Origin of the sequence: Nonomuraea sp. NPDC001636, from assembly GCF_040298265.1 — a bacterium.
Taxonomy (GTDB): domain Bacteria; phylum Actinomycetota; class Actinomycetes; order Streptosporangiales; family Streptosporangiaceae; genus Nonomuraea.
Genome location: NZ_JBEOZT010000018.1, coordinates 1 through 21,573 on the forward strand (window position 1 = coordinate 1; position 21,573 = coordinate 21,573).

The 21,573-nt window shown below is 69.6% G+C and carries 28 protein-coding genes; 13 read left to right on the forward strand and 15 right to left on the reverse strand.

Annotation, left to right across the window (positions count from 1 at the left end; all coding sequences use genetic code 11):
- The first annotated feature begins 667 nt into the window (after positions 1-667).
- The gene (locus ABT158_RS29555; protein WP_352358858.1) at positions 668-961 is read left to right on the forward strand and encodes a hypothetical protein; all 294 of its coding nucleotides are present in this window, start codon (positions 668-670) and stop codon (positions 959-961) included.
- Between the two features lie 69 nt (positions 962-1,030).
- The gene (locus ABT158_RS29560; protein WP_352358860.1) at positions 1,031-1,477 is read left to right on the forward strand and encodes a GNAT family N-acetyltransferase; all 447 of its coding nucleotides are present in this window, start codon (positions 1,031-1,033) and stop codon (positions 1,475-1,477) included.
- A 16-nt stretch (positions 1,478-1,493) separates the two neighbouring features.
- On the opposite strand, the gene ABT158_RS29565 is transcribed toward ABT158_RS29560, so the two are convergent.
- Positions 1,494-2,327: a hypothetical protein gene (locus tag ABT158_RS29565; RefSeq protein ID WP_352358862.1), complete on the reverse strand. Its 834-nt coding sequence runs from the start codon at positions 2,325-2,327 to the stop codon at positions 1,494-1,496.
- Positions 2,328-2,486: 159 nt separating this feature from the next.
- On the opposite strand from ABT158_RS29565, the gene ABT158_RS29570 reads away from it, so the two are divergent.
- The 4 genes from ABT158_RS29570 (at position 2,487) to ABT158_RS29585 (ending at position 4,851) form a co-directional block, all read left to right on the forward strand.
- Complete coding sequence (locus ABT158_RS29570; protein ID WP_352358864.1) at positions 2,487-3,080, forward strand: hypothetical protein; 594 nt, start codon at positions 2,487-2,489, stop codon at positions 3,078-3,080.
- 43 nt (positions 3,081-3,123) lie between these two features.
- Positions 3,124-4,050, forward strand: a complete 927-nt coding sequence (locus tag ABT158_RS29575; protein ID WP_352358866.1) for a hypothetical protein — start codon at positions 3,124-3,126, stop codon at positions 4,048-4,050.
- A gap of 262 nt (positions 4,051-4,312) precedes the next feature.
- Complete coding sequence (locus ABT158_RS29580; RefSeq protein ID WP_352358868.1) at positions 4,313-4,585, forward strand: hypothetical protein; 273 nt, start codon at positions 4,313-4,315, stop codon at positions 4,583-4,585.
- A complete protein-coding gene (locus ABT158_RS29585) occupies positions 4,582-4,851 on the forward strand; it encodes a hypothetical protein (RefSeq protein WP_352358870.1) in 270 nt (89 codons plus the stop codon). The genes ABT158_RS29580 and ABT158_RS29585 overlap by 4 nt, the downstream gene beginning before the upstream one ends.
- Here the strand turns inward: ABT158_RS29585 and ABT158_RS29590 are convergent.
- A complete protein-coding gene (locus ABT158_RS29590; RefSeq protein WP_352358872.1) occupies positions 4,828-5,673 on the reverse strand; it encodes an FkbM family methyltransferase in 846 nt (281 codons plus the stop codon). The genes ABT158_RS29585 and ABT158_RS29590 overlap by 24 nt on opposite strands.
- 27 nt (positions 5,674-5,700) lie before the next feature.
- Positions 5,701-6,981: a hypothetical protein gene (locus ABT158_RS29595; protein ID WP_352358874.1), complete on the reverse strand. Its 1,281-nt coding sequence runs from the start codon at positions 6,979-6,981 to the stop codon at positions 5,701-5,703.
- A gap of 245 nt (positions 6,982-7,226) precedes the next feature.
- Here ABT158_RS29595 and ABT158_RS29600 point away from each other — a divergent pair, with 245 nt between their 5' ends.
- From ABT158_RS29600 to ABT158_RS29615, 4 genes are all read left to right on the forward strand, one after another.
- Positions 7,227-8,021: a GNAT family N-acetyltransferase gene (locus ABT158_RS29600; RefSeq protein ID WP_352358876.1), complete on the forward strand. Its 795-nt coding sequence runs from the start codon at positions 7,227-7,229 to the stop codon at positions 8,019-8,021.
- Positions 8,022-8,104: 83 nt separating this feature from the next.
- A complete protein-coding gene (locus tag ABT158_RS29605) occupies positions 8,105-8,410 on the forward strand; it encodes a hypothetical protein (RefSeq protein WP_352358878.1) in 306 nt (101 codons plus the stop codon).
- 104 nt (positions 8,411-8,514) lie between these two features.
- Complete coding sequence (locus ABT158_RS29610; RefSeq protein WP_352323191.1) at positions 8,515-8,661, forward strand: hypothetical protein; 147 nt, start codon at positions 8,515-8,517, stop codon at positions 8,659-8,661.
- Between the two features lie 43 nt (positions 8,662-8,704).
- The gene (locus ABT158_RS29615) at positions 8,705-8,848 is read left to right on the forward strand and encodes a hypothetical protein (RefSeq protein WP_352358880.1); all 144 of its coding nucleotides are present in this window, start codon (positions 8,705-8,707) and stop codon (positions 8,846-8,848) included.
- Positions 8,849-8,881: 33 nt separating this feature from the next.
- Here ABT158_RS29615 and ABT158_RS29620 read toward each other — a convergent pair whose 3' ends face one another.
- Both ABT158_RS29620 and ABT158_RS29625 read right to left on the reverse strand, forming a co-directional pair.
- A complete protein-coding gene (locus ABT158_RS29620) occupies positions 8,882-9,187 on the reverse strand; it encodes a hypothetical protein (protein WP_352358882.1) in 306 nt (101 codons plus the stop codon).
- 113 nt (positions 9,188-9,300) lie between these two features.
- Positions 9,301-10,038: a LysR family substrate-binding domain-containing protein gene (locus tag ABT158_RS29625; RefSeq protein WP_352358884.1), complete on the reverse strand. Its 738-nt coding sequence runs from the start codon at positions 10,036-10,038 to the stop codon at positions 9,301-9,303.
- 54 nt (positions 10,039-10,092) lie between these two features.
- Between ABT158_RS29625 and ABT158_RS29630 the strand changes: the two genes are divergently transcribed.
- Positions 10,093-10,464: a DUF5997 family protein gene (locus tag ABT158_RS29630; RefSeq protein WP_352358886.1), complete on the forward strand. Its 372-nt coding sequence runs from the start codon at positions 10,093-10,095 to the stop codon at positions 10,462-10,464.
- Positions 10,465-10,524: 60 nt separating this feature from the next.
- On the opposite strand, the gene ABT158_RS29635 is transcribed toward ABT158_RS29630, so the two are convergent.
- From ABT158_RS29635 to ABT158_RS29665, 7 genes are all read right to left on the reverse strand, one after another.
- Positions 10,525-11,889, reverse strand: a complete 1,365-nt coding sequence (locus tag ABT158_RS29635) for a TrpB-like pyridoxal phosphate-dependent enzyme (protein WP_352358888.1) — start codon at positions 11,887-11,889, stop codon at positions 10,525-10,527.
- Between the two features lie 34 nt (positions 11,890-11,923).
- Positions 11,924-12,592: a transglutaminase-like domain-containing protein gene (locus ABT158_RS29640; protein WP_352358890.1), complete on the reverse strand. Its 669-nt coding sequence runs from the start codon at positions 12,590-12,592 to the stop codon at positions 11,924-11,926.
- Complete coding sequence (locus ABT158_RS29645) at positions 12,589-13,755, reverse strand: acyl-CoA dehydrogenase family protein (RefSeq protein WP_352358892.1); 1,167 nt, start codon at positions 13,753-13,755, stop codon at positions 12,589-12,591. Before ABT158_RS29645 ends, ABT158_RS29640 begins: the two co-directional genes overlap by 4 nt.
- A 15-nt stretch (positions 13,756-13,770) precedes the next feature.
- The gene (locus tag ABT158_RS29650) at positions 13,771-14,145 is read right to left on the reverse strand and encodes an ectoine synthase (protein WP_352323183.1); all 375 of its coding nucleotides are present in this window, start codon (positions 14,143-14,145) and stop codon (positions 13,771-13,773) included.
- The gene (locus ABT158_RS29655; RefSeq protein ID WP_352358894.1) at positions 14,142-14,438 is read right to left on the reverse strand and encodes an acyl carrier protein; all 297 of its coding nucleotides are present in this window, start codon (positions 14,436-14,438) and stop codon (positions 14,142-14,144) included. The genes ABT158_RS29650 and ABT158_RS29655 overlap by 4 nt, the downstream gene beginning before the upstream one ends.
- A gap of 48 nt (positions 14,439-14,486) precedes the next feature.
- Positions 14,487-15,956 carry an AMP-binding protein gene (locus ABT158_RS29660; RefSeq protein ID WP_352358896.1) on the reverse strand — a complete coding sequence of 490 codons (1,470 nt, stop codon included), beginning with the start codon at positions 15,954-15,956 and terminating at the stop codon, positions 14,487-14,489.
- Between the two features lie 139 nt (positions 15,957-16,095).
- Positions 16,096-17,010 (reverse strand): DMT family transporter, encoded by a 915-nt coding sequence (locus ABT158_RS29665; protein WP_352358898.1) that lies wholly within the window; start codon positions 17,008-17,010, stop codon positions 16,096-16,098.
- A gap of 433 nt (positions 17,011-17,443) precedes the next feature.
- Between ABT158_RS29665 and ABT158_RS29670 the strand changes: the two genes are divergently transcribed.
- Positions 17,444-17,854 carry a hypothetical protein gene (locus tag ABT158_RS29670; RefSeq protein ID WP_352358900.1) on the forward strand — a complete coding sequence of 137 codons (411 nt, stop codon included), beginning with the start codon at positions 17,444-17,446 and terminating at the stop codon, positions 17,852-17,854.
- A gap of 138 nt (positions 17,855-17,992) precedes the next feature.
- A complete protein-coding gene (locus tag ABT158_RS29675) occupies positions 17,993-19,255 on the forward strand; it encodes a serine hydrolase domain-containing protein (protein ID WP_352358902.1) in 1,263 nt (420 codons plus the stop codon).
- A 13-nt stretch (positions 19,256-19,268) separates the two neighbouring features.
- Here the strand turns inward: ABT158_RS29675 and ABT158_RS29680 are convergent, their stop codons facing one another.
- The 3 genes from ABT158_RS29680 to ABT158_RS29690 are packed head-to-tail and all read right to left on the reverse strand — an operon-like array spanning position 19,269 to position 21,536.
- Positions 19,269-19,826, reverse strand: a complete 558-nt coding sequence (locus tag ABT158_RS29680) for a DUF6624 domain-containing protein (protein ID WP_352358904.1) — start codon at positions 19,824-19,826, stop codon at positions 19,269-19,271.
- Positions 19,827-19,882: 56 nt separating this feature from the next.
- Positions 19,883-20,641 carry a MerR family transcriptional regulator gene (locus tag ABT158_RS29685; RefSeq protein ID WP_352358906.1) on the reverse strand — a complete coding sequence of 253 codons (759 nt, stop codon included), beginning with the start codon at positions 20,639-20,641 and terminating at the stop codon, positions 19,883-19,885.
- 10 nt (positions 20,642-20,651) lie between these two features.
- Positions 20,652-21,536 (reverse strand): DUF2268 domain-containing putative Zn-dependent protease, encoded by an 885-nt coding sequence (locus ABT158_RS29690; protein ID WP_352358908.1) that lies wholly within the window; start codon positions 21,534-21,536, stop codon positions 20,652-20,654.
- Positions 21,537-21,573 lie beyond the last annotated feature (37 nt).

Below are 21,573 nucleotides of genomic sequence, written 5' to 3' on the forward strand. Positions count from 1 at the left end.
CGAGAACTGCCTACGACGCCTCGTCACGTACCTACCTCTTCCAGACTTCTGTCAGCTTATGTAGCTGACTGTCCGGAATCTGCTGGGCACCTCAGTTGGGGATACGGCTGGCCGTCCTGGTCCTGAGGGCCGGGATGCGCCATGTGAGGCTCCTGCGGGAGTAGGGGTGCACGCGTAGGACGCGCCGACAGCGGGTGCGGTTTGCACCGTTACACAACAGGACCGCTCAAGTCCTGCAATCGCGCTAGGCATAGCCCGGGTCGACCGCATCGGCCCGTAGAGGTCGAAGTCCCGAGCCGGCACTACTGTGTGCAGATTCGCGATCGCACGCTGAGAGTTTCGCACGCGAGGTCCGGGCCGCGATTCTCGTGGCAGTCTTCGAAGCCGTTTCGCTTGTAGAACTCCACGATGTACGACTGGTAGGTTTGGCGAATTATTGTGAATCCCAGCCGCTCTCGCCCGCCTTCGGCGAAGGGACGCGCGAAGCCGAGCTTGTACCTCCGCTGCCGCTCCGCGGAGGGGCAACGGTAGACGGGATGGCAAGGCGGAGCGATGAGGGTTGGCGTCCACTGACGCTTGTTGTCCCCAATGGCCGATCCAGACGGCTTCCCGGCTCAAGCCTCGCCATGAAATGATCCGCTGCGGTTGGATCCACGTGAGGACTGGTATGTCTCCCAAAGCGATGGCGTTTGTCGCCCTCCTGTTGATCGGCTCGGGCATTCTCACCGGCCTGATGTCCGTTACGTCAGGCGGTGAATCCTGCGGCTCGGCATTTGTCGGAGTTGCCTGGACGCAGTTCGACCCGTCCTCCGCCTGGGCCGACCGGCTGCAACGTTTGGAAAACTGCACAGACCTGCGGAGTCTCGTCAGGATTCCCGCGACCGTACTGATCGCTGCAGGCGGGGTCACGTTGTTCGCCGCCTTCCTTTCGCGGCGACGCATATCCGTTTCAGACGGATAGAGTGGCCAACCGCGTCAACGGCGGTGGCTGGCGCTTGGCTGGGCTCAGGTACCTGGCATGCTCTGTGGCGTGACAATTCGTACTGCGACGCGCCGGGATCTGCCCGCGATCATCGCGCTCCTGGCCGACGAGGACACCGTGGTCGATCCCCGAACCGTTGAGGTCGACGAGGCTTACGAGCGCGCCTTCAAGGCCGTCGACACCGACGAGCGCAACGAGATGATCGTTCTGGATGAGGAAGACGGTACGGTCGTCGGCTGCCTCCAACTGACGTACATCCCCGGCCTGGGACGACACGGGCAGGAGCGGGCGCTGATCGAGGCGGTCCGGGTGCGTGCCGATCGACGTGGGGCAGGGCTCGGGCGCGAACTGCTGACCTGGGCGATCGAGCGGGCACGCGCCCGCGGTTGCACCCTGGTCCAGCTCACCAGCAACAAGCGCCGCACCGAGGCCCATCGTTTCTACGACTCTCTCGGCTTCGTCCGCAGTCACCACGGGTTCAAACTGTCGTTCTGAAGCGGGGTGGTCAGGGCTACATGGGCGATGAGGCGACGATTTTGATCGTGCGCACTCCGCGTTTTCCGATCAGCTCGGCGAGTGCCGGTTTCGAGTGTCCGTAGACGACCAATCCATAGATCCTGCCTTCATGTGCCGCCTGACGTAAACGGCGGAGATCGAGCCCGAACGACTTCAGGTTCAGTGCGTCGGTCCACTGCAACTTGGCCGCCCAACGTCTGTACAGCTCGATCGGCGAAGTGTTCTCGCATTCGGTTTCATAGACCGCGCACGACCGCCAGTAGACCGGTTTGTCGGCGTCCCCGCGCGATCGGGAGAGGAACAGGAACACGGCGTCCGATCGGATTCCTCGCACGTCCAAGGTGGTGGTCAGTTCGTTCTCGGTCATGGGGGCGGTCAGTTCCACGACGGCGGTGGAGAAGTCATTCTTGCCCAGGGCCGCTATTGCCTGGCGGGCCTGGCTTTTGGCCGGCTCGTCGACCCCCTCGCCGCCGTGGAACGAGCGCAGCAACGGGCTCATCATCGCCTCCGGCATGGCCGGAGCGGAGGTCGTGCCCAGCACGTCGGTCACTATCTCTTCGTGTGCTGGACGACCTCGCAAACTCGGATGCGTCTCGAAACTGCTGACCGTCACGCCCATCGACAGGGGGTCCACACCCACCTCGTGGCCCACGATGACGTCGTACTCCGGATGCGCCACCTGAAAGGCGCCGCCATAGACCTCACGCATGCGTTCGGCGCGCCCGCCGAACAGGTGCACGCCTTCGGCCAGACAGGCGAGCAGAACGAGTATGACGACGATGACGTACCCGGTTCTGCGTGAATTCCTGGTGCGGCTGTCTGCGGTCAAGGCGGTCTCCCGTGCGTGCCGATGCCGGTCGAACAGTGATGATCAAATCAGATCGCCGGTGAATGGGGGCGCCTGGCCGTCACCGGTACGGCATCGTTTGTTCCGCTGTGCCTGCCGGTGTGGCGGTGCCGCGCCTAGGTCGCACTAAGATCGCGTCCCTTGTCTTCGGAACATTTATGGCGGTTTATCAGGATCGGATTAGTAAGTCTGATTCTTCTGGCGGCGGTCGCGGGGCTGGTGCTCGGCGACACCTGGCTCTGGGTGGCCGCCGAGTGGGCGCCGCCGACCTTCGGCGAGCTCTACACGGCCGACGGGTCCGACGCCTCGGTCGGTCTTGCGCTGTTCGGGGCCGCCCTGGTGAAGGCGGCGTTCCTGTGGCTGATTCTGCGCACCCCGGAATGGGGGCCGCTGGACCGCGGGGAGAGGGCGCTGCGCCGGCTGTTGTACCTGGCGGTGGCCCACGCGCTCGTGCTGTGGTACTCGGTGGCGCTGCTCCCGGACGCGGTCGATGCGGCATTCACGCTCGTTCTGTGGGCCGCGGTCGACGTCCTCTACCTGCTCGTCATCCGGTGGCGGTCCCGCCTGTTGCGCGGGGCGGCCGGTGCTGTTCGCGGTCGAACTGGCCGGGATAGCCGACGGACTGCTCGACGAGCTCGACCTCCCGGCGCTCGGACCGGGCGGCGTCATCCAGCAGGGCCTGATCTGAGGTGGAGTTCTGGCGACCTTCGTCACCGTCCTCGGGCAGTGGCGTGACGGCCACTGGAGCCGCGGCACACAGATCGCCGGGCTGTCGTCGGTGGGCGTTCACGCGCTGGTGATCCCGTTCAGCTTCCTTGTCGGCGGGCGCTTCGGCGGCGGCCTGGCGATGGTGATCCTGACGGACGCGGTGGGGCTCGTCGGCACCGTGTGGATCGCGGCCACCGCTCGTGAGCTGGCCGCCGATGGCCGCCCGGTGGATCTTCGGCTCGTCCGGCGGCGTGGGTCCCGCGTCGCGGTGGCGGCCGTGGCCGTGCTGTCGCTCGTCGTACTGATCAATCCGGAGCAGGACGCGCGCCTGGCCTACACCGCCGGGTCGGCGGAACGCGACGTCGTGTTCCTGTGCCGGGCGCGGAGCGCAGACGGCGCAGGCCCGCCGATGTTCCCGGAGACCACGTCGGACCAGGCGGTACTCGCGTACGGACGGGCGTTGTGCCGGGCGAAGGACACCGATGAGCAGGAGGCGATCCTGACGCGGGCCGGCAGCGCCCGGGCCGCCTGGCGGGTGCACCCCGAGGAGCTCATCTACGCCTGCCCGGAGATCATCGGCGCCACCCGTCCCGACCTGCGGTCGACGGCGGAGGAGGGGGAACTGGCGACGGAGCGGTTCTACGACGACGGCGCCCTCATCGGGGTGGCCGGCGGCGCGGTGCTCATCGGGCACGTCGAGGACGTCATCGATCTGTGCCTCACGGTGAAGGCCTTCCGCGCCGCGCCGCCCCTGCGGACCGCCGGGTGGGACCAGGTCCACGAGGTGCCGATCGTCAGCCGCGGCGGCCGGCTCGCGGTGCCCGAGATGGCCGACGGCGCTGACGTGGGCGCGGGCGCCCCGATGCCGAACCTGGCGATCGCCGGGAAGGGCCGCTACCGGCTCCGTGTCCACGCGCGGGTCGGCGAGGCGGGGGAGGAGCACCTGGTCGTCGTGTTCCCGGGCACGTCGAGGAAGAGGCTGAAGCTGAAGTCCTGATCCGGGGCGGGGCACGCCGGGGCTGATCAGCTGCAAGGAGCAGATGCGGCACTCGACCAGGTGCTCGCCGGCGTCGCCCGCCTCTCAGCTCCGGGCTCCTGCACACGAGCCGGCCGGGCGGGAACCCTGTCCGATCGCCAGGTCGATGTGCACTGACTGCGACTTGTCCGTAGCGGCGGCGAAGTATTGTGGTGGAGGTCCCCGGGGTAAGGGCTCTTAAGCCGAAGGGGCTGCGCAGTCCGCGAACGGAGAGCCACCTGCCATGCGAAATCGCACGTTGCGGATCCCCGCCACCGCTGCCGCCGTCCAGGAAGCCATCGACCAGGCGACGGCGGGAGAGGTCGTCCTGCTGGAGCAGGACGGCCGCCTCGTGGCCGCGGTGGTGCCCTACGAGGTGGCCGCCGCCGGCGTCGACCTGCTCAACGAGGCCCAGGACGCCGCTGACCGGCTGTCGGGGCTGAGGCTGATCGCGGAGCTCGAAGCCGGCATGGAGACGATGCGGCTCAGCGACCTGCGCCGTGAGCTTGCCTCATGAAGGGCTACTACGAGATCCAGCTCTCGTCATCGGCGGTGCGGCAGATCCGTGCCGTGCACGCCGCGGAGCCGATGGCCGCCACCTTCGTCCTCAACTTCCTGGAGTATCTCTCCACCGACCTCGACTCGGGTCTGCTGCGCACGATCGACAAGGAAGCGGGCCTGCTGAAGGCGGAGATAGGCGACTTCGAGGTCCTGTGCTGGGCGCGGCACGAGGAGATGAGCCTGGTGATCCTGACCGTCTCACGGAGTCGTCACCCAGCGTGACGCCGCGTCCTCGTTCGCCCGGACGGCGAAGTCGCGGACGTCCCGCATCCGCCGCGTGCTGACTGGCTCGGCGTAGATGTAAGGGCACATGTCCGACCGCGTCATCTTCGATCGCTGGTAGAGCGAGAAGTCGCACCAGGCGTAGTCGTGCCGCGTGAGCTGTTCGATCACCTCCTCCCTGATGTGTGCGCCGTACATGGAGTCGTGCATCTCGATCAGGAGCGCCGGCTGGTGATGGGCGATCGTCTCCGCCGCGCCCGCCAGCGCCTTGCCCTCATGACCCTCGATGTCCATCTTGACCAGCCGGATCCTCTCCCGGGACCGGGAGGTCATGAGGTCGATCGGCAGGGCGTCGGTCTCGCCGAGGAACGCGCCGTACCCCTCCTCGCCGTGGTGGAGGGTGGACGTGACGCAGTCGGCGGGGATGGTCGCCGGCTCGCCGGCCGCGAGCGTACGGGTGCAGGGGCCGGCGGTGACGTCGTAGGGATCCCAGAGTCGCAGTCGTGCTCCGGAGTCGTGGGCGGCCACCGGGTGGACGTCGACATTGGCGATCTCGTTGAGCTGCAGATTGAGGTGCAGCGCGCGCAGCGCGACCGGGTTCGGCTCGACGGCGACGACCTTGGTGAAGACGCTGGCCATCCGTAAGGCGTAGTGGCCGACGTGGGCGCCGACGTCGAGGAAGGCCGAGCCCGGCTCGGCGAAGGACTGCAGGAGGCGCCAGATGTCCTGCTCGTGCGGCCCGGGACCGACGCGGTCACCGCTGGCGGGCCGGAGGGCCCAGGTGAGTCCGTCGCGCTGCGAGAGGGAAGGTGTCGTCGACATCAGGACTCCCGGGGAGGTGTTCCGCGCTCACCCACGTGTGATCGTTCTCGCGTCGGAGGAGATCCAGCTTCGGTGCGGGTAGTAGCTCCTGAGTTCCCGCATGCGCGAGGAGTCCGTGAAGAAGACGAACTCCAGGTTGGCCCGCCGCAGCATGCTGTGTTTCGCCTCCTCGCCCAGCAGGCCCCCGACCAGCGGGACCGCGTTGACCGCCACTTCGGTGAGCGTCGACAGGCCGGTCATCGCGAACCGTTCGGCGACCCTCGCCAGTGCGGGCATCTTCCTGCGCAGGAAGATGCCGAGCTTCGTGGGTTTGACCGCCAGATGAGGACGTGTCGCCCGGATGTGGTCGCATATGCGCTGCCAGTAGTCGGCGGCGCAGTCGGCCAGGGCCGCGGCCAGGACGTCGTCCGCGTCATGGGCGTTCGAGACTTCGAGGTAGGACTGGATCTCGAACAGCTCCCTGGCCTGTTCGCGCAGTTCGACGATCTCCTCGAAACGCAGCATGGCCAGCAGGTCGGGCGGCGGACCCTCGACCATCCGATAGGCCGTCTCGACAAGCTCCCGCATGTCGAACTGGGGATCCGGCCGGCTGGGCGCATGCCGCTCGTCGGTGAGGACGGCCTCGGCGAGGCCGGTGGCGTCCCCGGAGTTCCAGTCCGAGCCCATGATCCTCGCGTTGAACGCGCGTGCGTGCGCGGTCTCGTCGAAGAGGCCGTGGATCTGGATCAGCTCGCTGCTCACCGGCAGTCCGGAGTCGTGGAGCAGCGCGAAGATGGGGGTGTGGGAGAACCGCGGCCTCGACAGGATGTCGTCGTACCGCCTTCTCAGTTCGATCGGCTGCGCCGACAGCAGGCCGGTCAGGACGGAGTCAGGGGAGTTGGCGGCCTCGCGGACCTGCCGCATGAAGTCGTCCTTGGCGGTGACATAGTCGTAGCGGACGACGACGGAACCGTCTCCGGCGAGAACGCCGTCGAGTTCCCTGATCATGCGGTCGCGGGCGGCCGAGACCGGCGAGACGACCCATCCCTTCCCGTCGGGGCTGTTCCGCTTCCAGCTGTCCAGGACGTCCGCCAGGGAGTCGCAGGGATCGAGCCGGTCCTCCTGGTAGAGGTAGTTGTGGGCGCGGAGCCCGACCGCGACGACGCCTCCCGCGACGAGATCTCTGAGCAGGCGGTAGAAGTTGTTCTCCCGCAGGTCCGACCTGCTGAAGTCGCCCACGACCCGGGGGTTGTCCACGAGCTGCGTGTCATGCACGTAGACCCGCTCGTTGAAGAGCGCCCCGAACACCAGCAGGGCCCGCAGCTGCATGGTGGAGCTGATACCGGCCCAGATCGGTTCCAAGGCGGCGAATTGGGACGTGGCGCGCAAGGCGTTGATGGAGCGGGAGTCATCGCGCTTCATCTCTTCGAGATACCACCCTTCGGTCGCCACCTAAGGGAAGCACAGCCGGGTACCGCAGGGAAGGTCGTCGTGGATAGTGGCACGGCCGGGGGGCCCGCGTCGTACGATCCGCTTGGGTCGGTCGTGGTATCTCCCTGGGGAAGGGGCCGGTTGTGTCGTCGTTCGAAGAGGCCGTGGAGTCCAGGGATCATCTCGTCGCCGTCTGGAGCGAGCTGGTACGGGACAGAGGCGGCCGGATCGGTACGGACGACGGCGTCGTGCACATGTGGGCCGACAGCCCCTTCGGCTTCTGGAACACCGTGACCCTGGCCGGTACGGGCATCCCGGCGGACGCGCTCGGCGAGCGGCTCGCGCGGGCGGCGTCCTTCATGAGGGGCACGTCCGCAAGCGGATATCTGTGGATCTTCGAGGATCTGTTGAGCCCCGAGGCGCGGGAGAGCCTGTTCCGGCGTGCGGCCGAAGCGGGGCTGGAGCCGGCGTTCTCGGGGCGGGGCATGGCGGGCGACCTGTCCGTGCCCGAGCCGGTTCATCCGGATCTGGAGTTCCGGCGGGTGGAGGACGAGGAGCATCTCGCCGCGTACGGCGACATCAACGCACGCGCCTACGGCATGACGCCCGAGGCGGGCAGGATCGCCCTGGCCGGTTCCCAACTGTGGCGCGGCGACGTGCACGCCTACCTCGGATACCGCGACGGACGGCCGGTGACCTGCGCCGCCACCGTCGCCGGGCCTCGTTCGATCTTCCTGGCGCTGGTCGCCACCCTGCCGGAGGAGATGCGCAAGGGGTACGGCGAGGCCGTCACCCGCAAGGCGATCCACGAAGGCGGCAGGCGCAGTGGGCACCGGCGGCTGGTCCTGCACGCCACGCCGGCCGGGCAGCCGGTCTACGAACGCATCGGCTGCCGCGCCAACACGGCGATCCACTTCCTCCAACTCGCCCCGGCCTGACCACGCCGTCGGCTCGGGTCGGGCCCATACGCGTGGGAGCCGGGCACTGGTGGGTCCGAGGTCTTCCCGGGACAATTCGGGTCATGAGATCGGGTCCCCCGCCGAAGGACGCCGCCTGGCCCTGGTTGTTGTTCCTGCTGTGGATCCTGGGCACGCCCGTCCTCGGGGTGTTGTGGTTCAGCTACGGCTTCGCCCTGGTGGGAGGGCAGGCCGCCGACCGCCGGCTCTCGGAGCTCTGCGGGAACGGCATGATGATCGTCGGGATCGGCGTACCCGTGCTGGGGCTGCTGCTCGCGCTGCTCTCCGGGCGGCGTGCCGCCGCGATCGTGTTCGGTGTGGCCCTTCTCGCCGTGGCCGCTCTTCTGGCGTGGCCGATGCTGCTCAAGTAGCCGGACGTACGGGTGTCGGAGGCGGACTTCGTGCGGTCATGCCTACATCGGATGATCACGGGTAGCGCTGTGCGACCACCCCGGCTACAGAAGTGGAACACGGCATGATCACTCTCATTCTGCTCATCCTCGCCCTGGCCTGCTTCGTCCTGTCCGCCTTCAACATCGGCGGCGCGCGCGTCAACCTGCTCGCGCTCGGTCTGGCGCTCTGGGTGCTCAGCGAGATCATCCCCAAGCTCGGCCAGCTCTGACCCCCGGCGCCTGAGACCACCCCCTACGGGCAGGAACACGCACATGGACGCCCTCACCATCGTCGCTCTGCTGGCACTCCTCGCCGGAATCCTGCTCGCCCTCACCCAGAGGGTGTGGCCCATCGCGTTGTTGTGCGGGGGACTGTTCATGTCCGTGCTGGCGGACGCCGGTCTCATCGTCACGTAGGCGAAGGAGACCGGCCGCCCGGCCCTTTCCGGTTCAGCAGTAGGTGATGCCCGTGACGGTGAACGGGATGTTGTGGTACGGCGTGTACTCCGACCGCTGGCCGGGGGAGACGCAGGGGCCGACCTCCGGCCACGAGCCGACCGTGGGGTCCGGATGCGTGACGCGGATGACCACGGCGTAGTTGCCGGAACCGCCGCTGCAGTACGCCCAGGCGGTCTTGCCGTCCCGGCCGGTGGTGCAGCCGGTGGGGGAGGCGTGCGCGGGGGAGGCGGCGCCGAAGAGGGCGACGGTGGTGAGGACGGTCGCGAGGGGGAGGGTCAAGTGCTTTCTCGCGCGCATGTGCTGACCTCCAGTGGGTCGTCCGGCAGTGCACTCTTAGGAAAGCTTCTTAAGAGAAAGTAGTCGCACCGTCCCCGCCGTCAAGCCCCTGTCCGGTCGCCGGGACGCCGCCGTCAGCGGGGACGCGGGCCCTTCTTCTTGCGGCTCGCCGGCGCGGCGCGGCGCCCGGCGCGGTTCTGGGCGGCGGGCTTGGGGGGCTGGCGTCGTGCCTGCTTCTCTTGGGGACTGGCAGGGGCGGCGGGAGCGCGGCCCCGGGAGCTGTTGACCGTGCGGCCGCGCACGATGCCGATGAAGTCCTCCACCAGGTCGGTGGTCGCGTCGGTGGGCCAGGCCAGGGCGACCTGGGACTGGGGCGCGTCCGTGACCGGGCGGTAGGTGAGGTCTTTGCGGTGGTGGAGGCGGGCCAGCGACTGGGGGACGAGGAGCAGGCCGGTGCCGGCGGCCACCATCTCGACCGCCTCGGCCGTGGTGGCGGGACGGGTGAAGGCCGGCTGCCCGGGCCGCGTCGCCCACTCGATGGCGTCGTCGAGGGGATGGAAGATCTCCTCCCCGGCCAGGTCGGCGAGGGCCACCTCGTCGGCGGCGGCCACGGCGTGGTCCTTCGGCACCACGACCACCGTGGTCTCGACGTAGAGGGGGATCGCGCTCAGGCCCTCGCGGTCGATCGGGAGCCGGACGAACGCGGCGTCGGCCCCGCCGCCCCGCAGGAGGGCCAGCGCCTCGGGGGTGGGGGCCGTGACCAGGGTGAGCGGCACGTCGGGCAGCCTCTCGGCCCAGACGCCGGCCCACTTGGCCGGGGTCACGCCGGGCGCGTACGCCAGCCGGAAGTCTTCGCCGCTCTCGTCAGTCACGTCCTCAGGGTATCGATGTCGGGGACGCTGTCCCGACTGGCTAGGCTTGGGGGCATGACCTCGTCCAAATCGAAGAGCATCCAGACGATGAAGCCCGAGACGGCGGCCAAGAAGCTGGGTGTCCTTCTCTCGGCCACGCCCGCGGAGTTCCAGGCGGGCGTCGTCTCCAGGGACGAGCTGAACGAGCTGCAGGCCAAGCCGCCCGCGTGGCTCGCCGACCTGCGTCGTAACGGGCCGCACCCCAAGCAGGTCGTGGCCGCCAAGCTCGGCGTCTCCATCTCGGGGCTGCTGCGGGCCGGGATCACCGAGCCGCTCACCACCGCCGAGATCGACGCGCTGAAGGCGGAGAACCCCGACTGGCTGGAGCGGGAGCGCACCGTCCAGGCGGAGGCCCGCAAGGAAGCCCTCCGGCTCAAGCAGCGCTAGTCGCCGCGTCCCGGACATGACGGCGCGGCCCGCCGGTGGGCAGGCCGCGCCACCGCCCGGTCAGGCGCGGGCCAGGTCGGGGATGCTGGACAGGCCGTGTGCGAGGTCGTCGTCCGTCGGCTCGTCGTCGGGCAGCAGGCCGGCCTGGAACATCTCGTAGGCGGCCAGGTCGAAGTGGCCGTGCCCGGACAGCGCGATGAGGATCGCCTTCGACTGGCCCTGCTCGCGGCAGCGCAGCGCCTCGTCGATGGCGGCCCGCACCGCGTGCGCCGACTCGGGGGCGGGCACGATGCCCTCCTCGCGGGCGAACAGCACGCCGGCCTCGAAGCAGGCGGTCTGCCGCACCGCGACCGCCTCCATCAGCCCGTTCTCGACGGCCCGGCTGATCAGCGGCGAGATGTCGTGGGCGCGCAGCCCGCCGGCGTGCACGGGCGGCGGCACGAACTTGTGGCCCAGCGTGTGCATCCGCGACAGCGGGGTGAGCCGGGCCGCGTCGGAGTGGTCGTAGGCGATGCGGCCACGGGTCAGGGTGGGGCAGGCGACCGGTTCGGCGGCGACGAGCCGGATCTCGCGCCCGCGGCGCAGCTTGTCGCGCAGGAACGGGAAGCACATCCCGGCCAGGGTGCTGCCGCCGCCGCACGGGCCGACCACGATGTCCGGGTAGTCCTCGGCGAGCTCCATCTGGAGCATCGCCTCCTGGCCGATGACGGTCTGGTGGGCGCACACGTGGTTGAGCGAGCTGCCGCGGGTGTAGCCCAGGTCGGGGTTGGCGTAGGCGACCTCCAGGGCCTCGGACTTGGCGATGCCGAGGCTGCCGGGGTGGTCGGGGTCCTCGGCCAGCACGGCCCGTCCGGCCGCGGTCAGCGGGCTGGGGCTGGAGTTGCAGACCGCGCCGTACGCCTCCATGAGGGCCCGGCGGTACGGCTTCTGCCGGTAGCTGACGCCCACCATGAACACCTGCGCGCTCAGCCCGAACATGGCCGCGGCCGAGGCGATCGAGCTGCCCCACTGGCCCGCGCCGGTCTCGGTGACCAGGCCCGTCTTGCCGATCTGCTTGTTGTAGTACGCCTGCGGCACCGCCGAGTTGGGCTTGAGGCTGCCGACCGGCGAGACGCCCTCGTACTTGTAGTAGATGCGGGCGGGCGTGTCGAGGGCGCGTTCGAGGCGGCGCGCCCGGTAGAGCGGGGTGGGCCGCCACTGGCGGTAGATGTCGCGCACCGGGCCGGGGATCTCGAACTCCGGCTCGGTGCTGAGCTCCTGGTCCACCAGGGGCTCGGCGATCGTCCTGCACAGCTCCGCCCGGGTGATCGCCGCGCCGGTGGCCGGGTCGAGGATGGGGGCCGGCTCGCCGAAGTCCGCGGCGATGTTCAGCCACGTGTACGGGATGTCGTCCTCGTTCAGGGTGTATTTGACGCTGTCGTTCAACGGATACCTCTCATAAGGACTTCGTCGATGGATGTCAGACGCCCGCTTCCGCGGTCAGCGAGCCCTTCACGGTCTGGTCCCCGCCGCCCAGCAGCGCGGGGTGGGACGTCCTGAAGCCCTCCAGGACCAGCTCGTAGGGGAAGTCGTCGAACTCGCCGTGCCAGTGCAGGAACTCCATGTGCCGCCGGCCTGACTCGTCGTGCGGGTGGTAGACGCTGTCGGCGGTGCCGTCGAACTCCAGGGGCTTCAGGCGGTACAGCCGGCACAACATCTTGTTGAACACGGGGGTGGCCTTCACCCAGCGGCCGTCGAGCTGGACGGAGACCAGGCCGTGGAAGCGGAACACGTCGCCGCCGACGAGCTCCTTGAGCCGGCCGGAGGCCAGGTGGTTGCGCACGTCGGCGAACACCAGCCGGGACGGGATGCCGAGCGCACGGGCGGCGGCGGCGTACACCACCGACTTGTGCAGGCAGAAGCCGCTGCCGCGGGCGATGATCGTGCTGGCCCGCAGGCCGTCGCGGGACATGTCGATGTCGTAGACGTCGTACAGGATGGTGTCGCGCACCTCGTAGTAGAGGCGTACGGCCTGCTCGGTGGGCGTGGTGGCGCCCTCGACGGCCCGTTCGGCGAACTCGCGCACCACGGGGTGGCCGGCGTCCAGGAACTTCGTGGGGGCCAGGTCAGCGGCCGGGTCAGCGGTCATGTGTGTGACTCCTTGAGGCCGAGCATCCGGGCGATGCGGATCCGTTGCATCTCCGAGGTGCCGGAGTAGATGGTGCCGCCGACCGCGTCCCGGAGCTCCTTCTCCAGCCCGGTCCCGGTCAGGTAGCCGCTGCCGCCGAAGATCTGGATCGCGGCCAGCGCCGACCTGACGTTCGCCTCGCTGGTGACCACCTTGGCGATCGCGATGTCGGTGGCGACGTCCCGGCCGGCGGCGAAGCCGCGCGCGGCGTCGTACAACCAGCGCCGGGCGGTCTCCACGCCGATCTTCATGTCGACGATCTGGCCGGCGACCATCTGGAACGAGCCGATCGGCCGGCCGAACTGGCGGCGCCGGGAGGCGTGCTCGACGCAGCGGTCCAGCCGGTGCCGCATCGCGCCGGCCTGGACGATGAAGGAGCACAGGATCTCCCACCGCATCACGTGCTCCAGCACGGTGAAGCCCATGCCGGGCCGGCCCACCACGTTGGCGGCCGGGACCCGGCAGTCGCGCAGCGTCAGCTCGCCGAGCGGGGAGGTGCGCAACCCCATCTTGGGCACGTCCGGGCCGGTCAGCAGGCCGGGGGTGTCCCGTTCGACCAGGAAGGCGGTCAGGCCGAACGGGCCCAGGTCGCGGTCGGTCACCGCGTAGACCACGATCAGGTCGGCGACCGGGCCGTTGGTCACGAACACCTTGTCGCCGTCGAGGATCCAGTCGTCGCCGTCCGGTTTGGCGGTCATGCCCATGCCCAGCACGTCGGACCCGCCCCCGGGGTCGGTGATCGCGTGCGCGGTGATCGTCGTGCCGTCGCAGATGCCCGGCAGGTGGCGGGCCTTCAGCTCGGGGCTGCCGAAGCGTTGCAGCGGGATCCCGGCGCTCACGATCTGCGTGCAGAGCGAGAAGCACAGCCCGCCGTCCCGGCAGCCCTCGCCGAGGCCCTCCAGGACGTACATGGTGCTGAGCAGGTCCAGGCCGCGGCCGCCCCATTCGGGGGAGAACGGCAGGCGCAGCAGCCCAGAGGCGCGCACCTGCTCCCACTTGTGCGCCGGCAGGCCGGCGGTCCGGTCGGCGTCCCGGTCGGCGTCCAGGTGGCCTTCGCCCAGCACCTCGTACCAGTCCGCGAACTCGGCCCTGAGCGCGCGGTGTGTGTCGCTCCACTCGTCCATGGGTGACCAGATCCGTCAGTAGTGGGAGAACTCAGCCTCAGCGAGCTGGTGGCGCTCGTCGCCCTGCAGCGCGGGGGAGAAGACGCAGATCAGCCGCAGGTCCTCGCCGGGGTCGGCGATCAGGTGGTGCGGGTCGTTCTGGTCGAGCGCGTACATGGTGCCCGGCTCCAGGACGTGCTGGCGGCCGTCGGCGTCGATCACGGCACCCCGCCCGCTGATGCAGTAGCACGCCTCCAGGTGCTTGCGGTACTGGAGGGGGGAGCTGGTGCCGGCCCAGACGATCGTGTCGGTGAGCGAGTAGCCCATGCCGTCGCGCTCGACCAGGAAACGGTGGCTCAGGCCGTTCCCCCACTCGACCGGCGTCACGTCAGAGATCTTGCGGATGATCATTGCAGTGTCCGTTCTGCTGGTGCTGATAATGCTTTTCCGACGAATTCACGAATGGCGGCCACGGTCCGGAAGTTCTCCGGGGCGATGTCCAGCTCGTCGACCGGGACGTCGAACTCGTCCTTGATCCAGCCGATGAGCTTCAACAGGCCAAGACTGCTGATGACCCCGTTGCGGAAAAGGTCGTAGTCGGCCTCGAGTTCGTCGGGCGGAGTATCGGGGAGATACTCGGTCACCACGAATTCTTTAATCTTGTGTGTGATGTCCACGAAAGGCAGCATCACACGCGCGCGCACGCGGCCGCATCTCCGAGAATGCGCGTGCCCGGAATAGGCTTTTGCGTGTCAGCCGATGCGCTTTCTGTCCACCTTTCCGGTCGAGGTGCGCGGGAACGGCTGCTCGACCAGCCTGATGGCGGACGGGATCGCGGCCCGCGGCAGCCGCATCGCGCAGTGCGTACGCAGGCGCAGCCCCGACAGCCGCCCCGGCCCGGTGCCGCGGACGAACGCGGTGAGCCGGGTCTCGGCCCCGTCCACGGCCGGGACGACGGCGGCCTCCAGGACGTCGTCGTGCTCCAGCAGCACCCGCTCGATCTGCTCCAGGTTGACCCGGATGCCGCGCACCTTGAGCTGGAAGTCGTCCCGGCCGACGAGGAACAGCCGGCCGGCGGCGTCCCGGCGGACCAGGTCGCCGGTGCGGAAGAAGCGGCGGCCGTCCGGCCCGGTCACGAACCTGCCGGTCGCCGCGGCCGGGTCCGGCGTCACGTACCCGTCGGTCTGGAAGGGCGTCCAGACCAGCAGCTCGGTGCCGCCGTCGTCCGGCGGGACGGGGTCCAGGCCGGGGCCGAAGGCCACGACGACGCCGGGCAGCGGGCGGCCGATCGGCAGCGGGGCGGGCCCGGCCGCCTCGGCGGCGTCGAACTCGTGCCAGAAGCTGTCGTTGGTCTCGGTGCACCCGTAGACGTTGTGCAGCCGGGCGCGCGGGAACCTGCGCGGCAGGCCGGCGCGCAGCGGGACCGGCGCGTGGTCGCCGGTGACGATGACGTGCCGCACGCCGGGGAAGACGCCCTCCTCCAGCAGCTGGTACAGCATGGGCACGCCCTGGACGACGGTGACCTCCGAGGCGGCGAAGAAGTCGCAGACGTAGCGCGGGTTGGCGGCCAGCGCGGGGTCGACCAGGGCGACGCATCCGCCGTGCCGCAGCGTGGCCCACACGTCCAGCAGGCACAGGTCGAAGTTGAGCGGCGCGTAGTTGAACACCACCTCGCCGGGGCCGAGGCCGAACGCGTCGCCGGCCCAGGCGGTGAACCGCGCCACCGCGCCCGCCGACAGCGGGACGATCTTCGGGGTGCCGGTCGAGCCCGACGTGGTCAGCATGAACGCGATGTCCTGATCGGCGACCGCCACCGGCTTCGGGACCGCGGGCCCGCCGCTGTGCCCGCTGTCGGGCCTGCCGATCACGGCGGTGACCACGTCGGGGTGCTCGGCGGCGTCCTCGGGGGTGGCGGCCAGCACCTCGACGCAGCCCGCCCGCGCGCACAGTTCCCCCAGCGCGACCGTGCCGAGGTCGATCGGCGGCAGCAGCAGCGGACGCCCGGCCGCCAGGCAGCCGAGCACGAGCGCGACCGCCTGCGGCGACTTACGGGCGAGCACCGCGACCGGGCCCGGCGGAAATGCGTCCAGTTCTTTCTGGGCCCGTCCTGCCATGGCGGCTAGTTCGGCGTAGCTGACTTTCTCCGTCCTGGTGCGCAGCGCCGGCGCGGACGGTTCTCTCTCGGCGTGCGCGATGAAATCGCGGAGCAGTTCTGTGGTCATCGGAAGGTCACCCATCGATTTCTTGGTTGCCGGATACCAATAATTTTGTTCGATGTGCGACCGCGGAATGGGAAATGCGGGCGTCAGCTAATTGCCCGCGTCCGGCAGCTTCCTGCAACGCCTCGACCACGGGAACGGGTCAGGACCGTACTTCCAGTTCCTCGGCCCGCTCCGGCGGGCCGGCCGCCGGGGCGGGCGGCTCCTCCTCGGCGCGGGTGGCCAGCACGCAGCCGCCCAGGATCAGCGCGAACGAGACGACGATCAGGGCGGTCAGCGGCTCGTCCAGGATCAGCACCCCGGCGACGATGGCCACCGCCGGGTTCATGTACGTCGACACCAGCGCCCGCGACGGCCCGGCCTCCTTGATGAGCTCCACGAACACCACGAACGCCAGCCCGGTGCAGACCACGCCGAGGCCGCCCAGCGCCGCCAGCACCTGCCAGCTCGGCATGGCGGACGGCCAGGTCCAGATCGCGGCGGGCGTGTAGACCAGCGCGGCCAGGGTGAGGCAGGCGGCCGTCAGCGGGATGGTGGGCAGGTCCCGCAGGTGCCGGTCGGCGACGAGCGGGGCGATCGAGTAGCAGAGCGCGGTCAGCAGCACCTCGCCCATCGCCCAGGCGTCCCCGCCGCCCAGGTGCGGCCCGGCCAGCACGGCGACGCCGGCCAGGCCGATCACCAGCCCGATCCAGCGGGCCCTGCCGAGCCGTTCGCTGCCGCCGCTCAGGCGGGCCAGCGCCACGCCGAGGATGGGCGCCGCGGCGATCAGCAGGCCGCTGGTCGAGCTGGTCAGCCGCCGTTCGGCGTCCGACAGCAGCCACCAGGGCGCCAGGATCTCCAGGCAGGCGAACGCGAAGACCGGCCGCCAGTACCGCCGGACCATCGCCAGCTGCCCGCCGCGGATCGCCAGCGGCAGCAGCAGCGCGGCGCCGATCGCGGTGCGCGCGAAGACCAGCACGGGCACCGGCACGCCGCCGACCGCGACCTTGATGAGGAGGTAGGGGATGCCCCAGATCACGGACATCAGGGCGAACAGCACCCAGCCACGGCGGCTCACATGCGTCTCCTTGGGGTCGAGATGGACGGCCTGCTCATGAAATGTCTGCTCACGGACGGTCTGCTCAGGCGGAGGGCGGGGGAGCGGCCGGAGGGGCGGGAGCGGCGCCGGGGATGCGGGCCGGCGGCCTGCGGAAGACCGACGGCGAATCCATGAAAATCCTCCAGCCTATTCGCTGCCGCGCGACAATTCCCGCACGAAAGCAATTCTTCCCGAGAATCGCACGCCGCCCGTGTCGCGGCTTCTTTCAACGTGCTCTTTCAGTGGACAATCAGCTGGACGCCAAGGGATGCTGGACGCGCGACCGGAGTGCTGCCGATCGGTGTCCTCGCAGGTCAGCCGCGAAATCACCGGCCCTCGCCGGACGGCATCGGGCCGTTGGTCCCGCCGCGCCAAGCCGTGCACTGTCACCCTGAAACGGAGGGAAACCACCATGACCGATAAATCCCCCAATCCCGCGCTCCGGCAGCTCGACGTCCTCATCGGCACCTGGCGGGTCAGCAACGTCGAGGACGGCAAGGCGACCGACGCCGGCACCGTGCGCTTCGAATGGCTGGAGGGCGGCAACTTCCTGGTCCAGCACGTCGACCTGGCCGACACCAAGGCCGTGGAGTACATCGGCTACGACGAGGAGAGCAAGACCCTCAAGTCGCACCTGTTCGGCCAGTCCGCCGAGATCCTCAAGTACACCTGGGAGGTCAGCGACGACACGCTGACCATCTGGTACGGCGACCAGGGCTCGCCCGCCCGCTTCGTCGGCAAGTTCAGCGAGGACGGCAACACCAACGCCGGCGCCTGGGAGTGGCCCGGCGGCGGCTACCAGTCCACGATGACCCGGGTCTAGCCCCACTCGGCGCTCCGGCCCGGCGGCGAGGTCGTCGGGCTGCGGCCGGGCGTGATCTGGCAGATCCTTGTCAAGGATGACTGAAAAGTCCGTAAGATACGGGCCCTAATGGTACGGATGTGACTTGGGGGCCCTGACGTGACGCTGCTGTCCCGGCGAAATCTTCTCAAAACCGGCGCGATCGCGGTTCCGGCCGCGATCCTCGCACCCGCAACGGCGGCCCAGGCGGCTCGGGCCGCGCGGCCCGAGCTGCCCGGGGTCGAGATGTCGGGCGTCGCGCCCGCCTCGCTGGCCGGTTTCGACAACCTGGTGAAGAAGTTCGTGCTGGACCGGCAGATCACCGCCGCGCAGCTCGCCATCATGAAGAGCGGCAAGATCGTGCTGGCCCGGGGCTACCGCTACAACGACTTCTCCAGGGCGCTGCCCGCGGTCTCGCCGACGTCGTTGTTCCGGATCGCCAGCCTGAGCAAGAACATCACCTCCGCCGCGATCATGCGGCTGGTGCAGGACGGCAAGCTCAGCCTGTCGGCCAAGGTCACCCAGCTCCTCGGGCTCACCCCCCTCGACGAGCGCATGGGCCAGGTCACCGTGCTGCGCCTCATGCAGCACCTCGGCGGCTGGGATCGCGGCGTTTCCAAGGACCAGCTCTGGCTGGACCACACCATCTCGGCCGCGCTCGACGTGCCGCTGCCGATCAGCCACGCCGACATCGTCAAGTACGCCACCGCCCGGCGGCTCGACTTCGACCCCGGCAGCAAGATGGTCTACAGCAACTACGGCTACCTGCTGCTCGGCCGCGTGATCGAGAAGGTCTCCGGGATGTCGTACGAGTCGTACGTCAAGACCAAGCTGCTCCAGCCGCTCGGCATCACCCGCATGCGGCTCGGCCGCAGCCTGCGGAGCGAGGCCGCGCCCGGCGAGGTCGCCTACGAGTCGCAGTACACCAACAAGTCGGTGGTGGACGCCTCCGGCACCGTCGTCCCCTACCAGTACGGCGGCTTCAACATGCCCAACCAGGACGCCAACGGCGGCTGGCTCGCCTCCGCCGTCGACCTGGTCCGCTGGACCCTCGCCTTCGACAGGCCCGGCACGGTGCTGAGCTCGGCCTCGATCGCCAAGCTGGTCGCCAAGCCGGAGATCGGCGTCAACCAGTACGGATCCTGGTACGGCGGCGGCTGGTGGGTGCGCCAGGTCACCGGCCACCTCAACACCTGGCACGACGGCTCGATGCCCGGCACGTACTCCTACCTGGCCCGGCTGCAGAACGGCTTCAGCTACGCGGTCGTGTTCAACCGCAGGGAGGAGACCGGGTCGCTCGACTTCGACACGCTCGACGACGACATGAACAAGGTCACCGTCTCCTCCTGGCCCACGACGGACCTGACGTCCCGTTACTTCTGAGGACGCTGAGCCGTCATTTCAGTGACCGGAGCTCCTTGAGGTAGTCCTTCAGCGGCTTGAGACCCACCTCCGCGCGCCGTTCGTCGACCCGCGCCTCGTCCTCGATCGGGGTGCGGGGCCGCCATTCGCCCTCGGGGGTGGTCTCCCACTGCGTCCCGTACACCTGGGGCTTCTTCTCCGCCACCCGCACCCGGTCCACCAGGTAGGCCAGGTCGGACGGGTCGGCGTCGCCGTCGTCCACCGCCCGCCGCATCATCTCCAGGCCCCGGCGCTGGAAGGCCAGGCCGCGGTCGGCGTGCTGGACGAGCGCCCACGCCGCCTGCGCGCCGTCCTTGCCGACCAGTTCGTACCCCGGCCAGCCGTAGGCGTCGAGGATCTGCCGCATGCGCTCGGTGTTGGCCTTCTCGGTCCGGTCCCAGTCCTCCTGACTGGCCTCCGGAGTGCGTAATTCCTGGTCCGTCTTGAGCATCTTCAACAGTTCGGCCCGCAGCGCGGGGTTCCTCGGGGCGTCGTCACCGCACGCCGTGACCATGAGGAACGCCGCGAACAGCCACAGGGACAAGACCCGCATGCCCTCGATCATCCCTCCGACCGTCGCGGGACGCGAGAGATGACCGCTACGCGCGCCTACATCCGGGTACGCGCGTACGCCTGCAGCGCGTCGCGGACGAACCTCGCCCCGGCGGCGTCGTCGTACATGGCGGCGAAGCGGGGGTCGTCGACGTACATGTCGCCGAGGCAGCTCACCATCTCGATCGAGCGCTCCCGGTCGCCCTCGGCCGTGGGCGTGCCCGGGATCTGGCCCAGCCACCGCACGTGCTGGGCTGCCAGCGACTGGGCGCGCTCGGACGTCGGCGAGACCCCGGCCTGCACCGCGGCGACCCACGCGGCGACCAGGTCCTCGGCCGCCCGCTTCCAGGCCCGCTGCTGGTCGAGCGTCTTGCCGTGCCACCAGTCGTTGCTCACCTGGAACGCGCGCTCGCCCCAGCGTGCGATCACGTCGTCCCTGTAGTGGTCGTTGAAGCCGGCCAGCATGACGTCCATCCGCGGTTCCGCCCCCGCCAGCAGGGCGTCCAGCGCGTGACGCACGGAGCTGACCTGCCGGTCGATGCGGTCGCGCTCCTCCTCCAGCGCGGCGATGTGGGCCCGCAGCCCGTCGGCCGCGTCCACCTCCTCGGCCAGCACCTCGGCGATGGCCGGCAGGCCCATGCCGAGCCGGCGCAGCAGCAGGATCCGCTGCAGCCGCAGGACCGCGGCGGAGTCGTAATGGCGGTGGCCGCTCGCGCCCACCCGGGACGGGACCAGGAGCCCGACGCTGTCGTAGTGCCGCAGGGTGCGGCTGCTGACGCCGGCCCTGGCCGCCAGCTCCTGGATCGTCCACTCCATCGTTCCGGTGTCACCCGCGGCGGAGCGCGGTCGCGATGATCTCCGCGCTGTCGGCGTGCAGGGCCTGCGCCGCCGTCCGGCCGGTCGCCGCCAGGTAGGCGTCGACCAGCCGGTTGCCCGCGGCGTACCCGGCGCCCATCGGCAGGCCCACCGGGGTGACGCCGAGGTGCTCGGCGCCGGGGTCGCCGTGCACCCAGGCGGTGAAGTTCTCCATGCCCGTGACGTCGAGGCCGGTGAGCACCTTGTCGAAGACCGCGTCGTCGTGCAGGTGCGGCACGCCGATGCGGGTGTGGCCGAGCTCGTCGCCGTAGAGCTGGCGGGCGAAGGCGTCGGCCAGGCCCTCGGAGACGACGTGCTCGCCGACCGTGACGGTCGCCGGGTTCCACACGACCCCGCCGGGGCTGAACCTCAGGTTGTGGTGGAGCTCGTGCACGGCGGTGGCCTCCAGCCGCTCCACGTTCTCGGGGAAGGGCCAGAACGTGATGGCGATGTTGCCCGAGATGCCGCCGAACCCGGTCAGTCCCAGGCAGGGCCCCATGAAATGCTGGTCAGCCGGGTCGCCGAGCACGAACAGCACGGTGATGTCCGGAGCCTTCAGCCCGGGCGTCGCCTCCAGCAGCACGGCGAGAGCGTCGTCGAGCGCGCGCTGCATCCGCTCCCAGGCGCCGGCCGCCTCCAGGGTGTCCAGCGCGTCGAGACAACGCTCCTCGTCACGGTCGATGGGGAACCCGGACGTCTGGTGATGCACGGACACCAGATCGATCTCGCCCGGGTAGTAGCGGTACATGCCGGCGTTGGGCTCCAGCATCGAACGCAGCAGGCCGGCCCGGTCCGCCATCGGGGCCTGCAGGATCCGCCGCATGGCGGAGCAGGTGTCAAGAACGGTGATCGCCATGGCCCCGATGCTAGAAGTTGACGCGGCGTCAACGTCA

Bases quoted from the DNA above. Each gene is read 5' to 3' on its own strand.
- ABT158_RS29555 (WP_352358858.1), top strand. From the start codon at position 668: ATGTCTCCCAAAGCGATGGCGTTTGTCGCCCTCCTGTTGATCGGCTCG.
- ABT158_RS29580 (WP_352358868.1), top strand. From the start codon at position 4,313: ATGCGAAATCGCACGTTGCGGATCCCCGCCACCGCTGCCGCCGTCCAG.
- ABT158_RS29585 (WP_352358870.1), top strand. From the start codon at position 4,582: ATGAAGGGCTACTACGAGATCCAGCTCTCGTCATCGGCGGTGCGGCAG.
- ABT158_RS29590 (WP_352358872.1), bottom strand. From the start codon at position 5,673: ATGTCGACGACACCTTCCCTCTCGCAGCGCGACGGACTCACCTGGGCC.
- ABT158_RS29595 (WP_352358874.1), bottom strand. From the start codon at position 6,981: ATGCAGCTGCGGGCCCTGCTGGTGTTCGGGGCGCTCTTCAACGAGCGG.
- ABT158_RS29605 (WP_352358878.1), top strand. From the start codon at position 8,105: ATGAGATCGGGTCCCCCGCCGAAGGACGCCGCCTGGCCCTGGTTGTTG.
- ABT158_RS29610 (WP_352323191.1), top strand. From the start codon at position 8,515: ATGATCACTCTCATTCTGCTCATCCTCGCCCTGGCCTGCTTCGTCCTG.
- ABT158_RS29615 (WP_352358880.1), top strand. From the start codon at position 8,705: ATGGACGCCCTCACCATCGTCGCTCTGCTGGCACTCCTCGCCGGAATC.
- ABT158_RS29620 (WP_352358882.1), bottom strand. From the start codon at position 9,187: ATGCGCGCGAGAAAGCACTTGACCCTCCCCCTCGCGACCGTCCTCACC.
- ABT158_RS29630 (WP_352358886.1), top strand. From the start codon at position 10,093: ATGACCTCGTCCAAATCGAAGAGCATCCAGACGATGAAGCCCGAGACG.
- ABT158_RS29640 (WP_352358890.1), bottom strand. From the start codon at position 12,592: ATGACCGCTGACCCGGCCGCTGACCTGGCCCCCACGAAGTTCCTGGAC.
- ABT158_RS29645 (WP_352358892.1), bottom strand. From the start codon at position 13,755: ATGGACGAGTGGAGCGACACACACCGCGCGCTCAGGGCCGAGTTCGCG.
- ABT158_RS29650 (WP_352323183.1), bottom strand. From the start codon at position 14,145: ATGATCATCCGCAAGATCTCTGACGTGACGCCGGTCGAGTGGGGGAAC.
- ABT158_RS29660 (WP_352358896.1), bottom strand. From the start codon at position 15,956: ATGACCACAGAACTGCTCCGCGATTTCATCGCGCACGCCGAGAGAGAA.
- ABT158_RS29670 (WP_352358900.1), top strand. From the start codon at position 17,444: ATGACCGATAAATCCCCCAATCCCGCGCTCCGGCAGCTCGACGTCCTC.
- ABT158_RS29680 (WP_352358904.1), bottom strand. From the start codon at position 19,826: ATGCGGGTCTTGTCCCTGTGGCTGTTCGCGGCGTTCCTCATGGTCACG.
- ABT158_RS29685 (WP_352358906.1), bottom strand. From the start codon at position 20,641: ATGGAGTGGACGATCCAGGAGCTGGCGGCCAGGGCCGGCGTCAGCAGC.
- ABT158_RS29690 (WP_352358908.1), bottom strand. From the start codon at position 21,536: ATGGCGATCACCGTTCTTGACACCTGCTCCGCCATGCGGCGGATCCTG.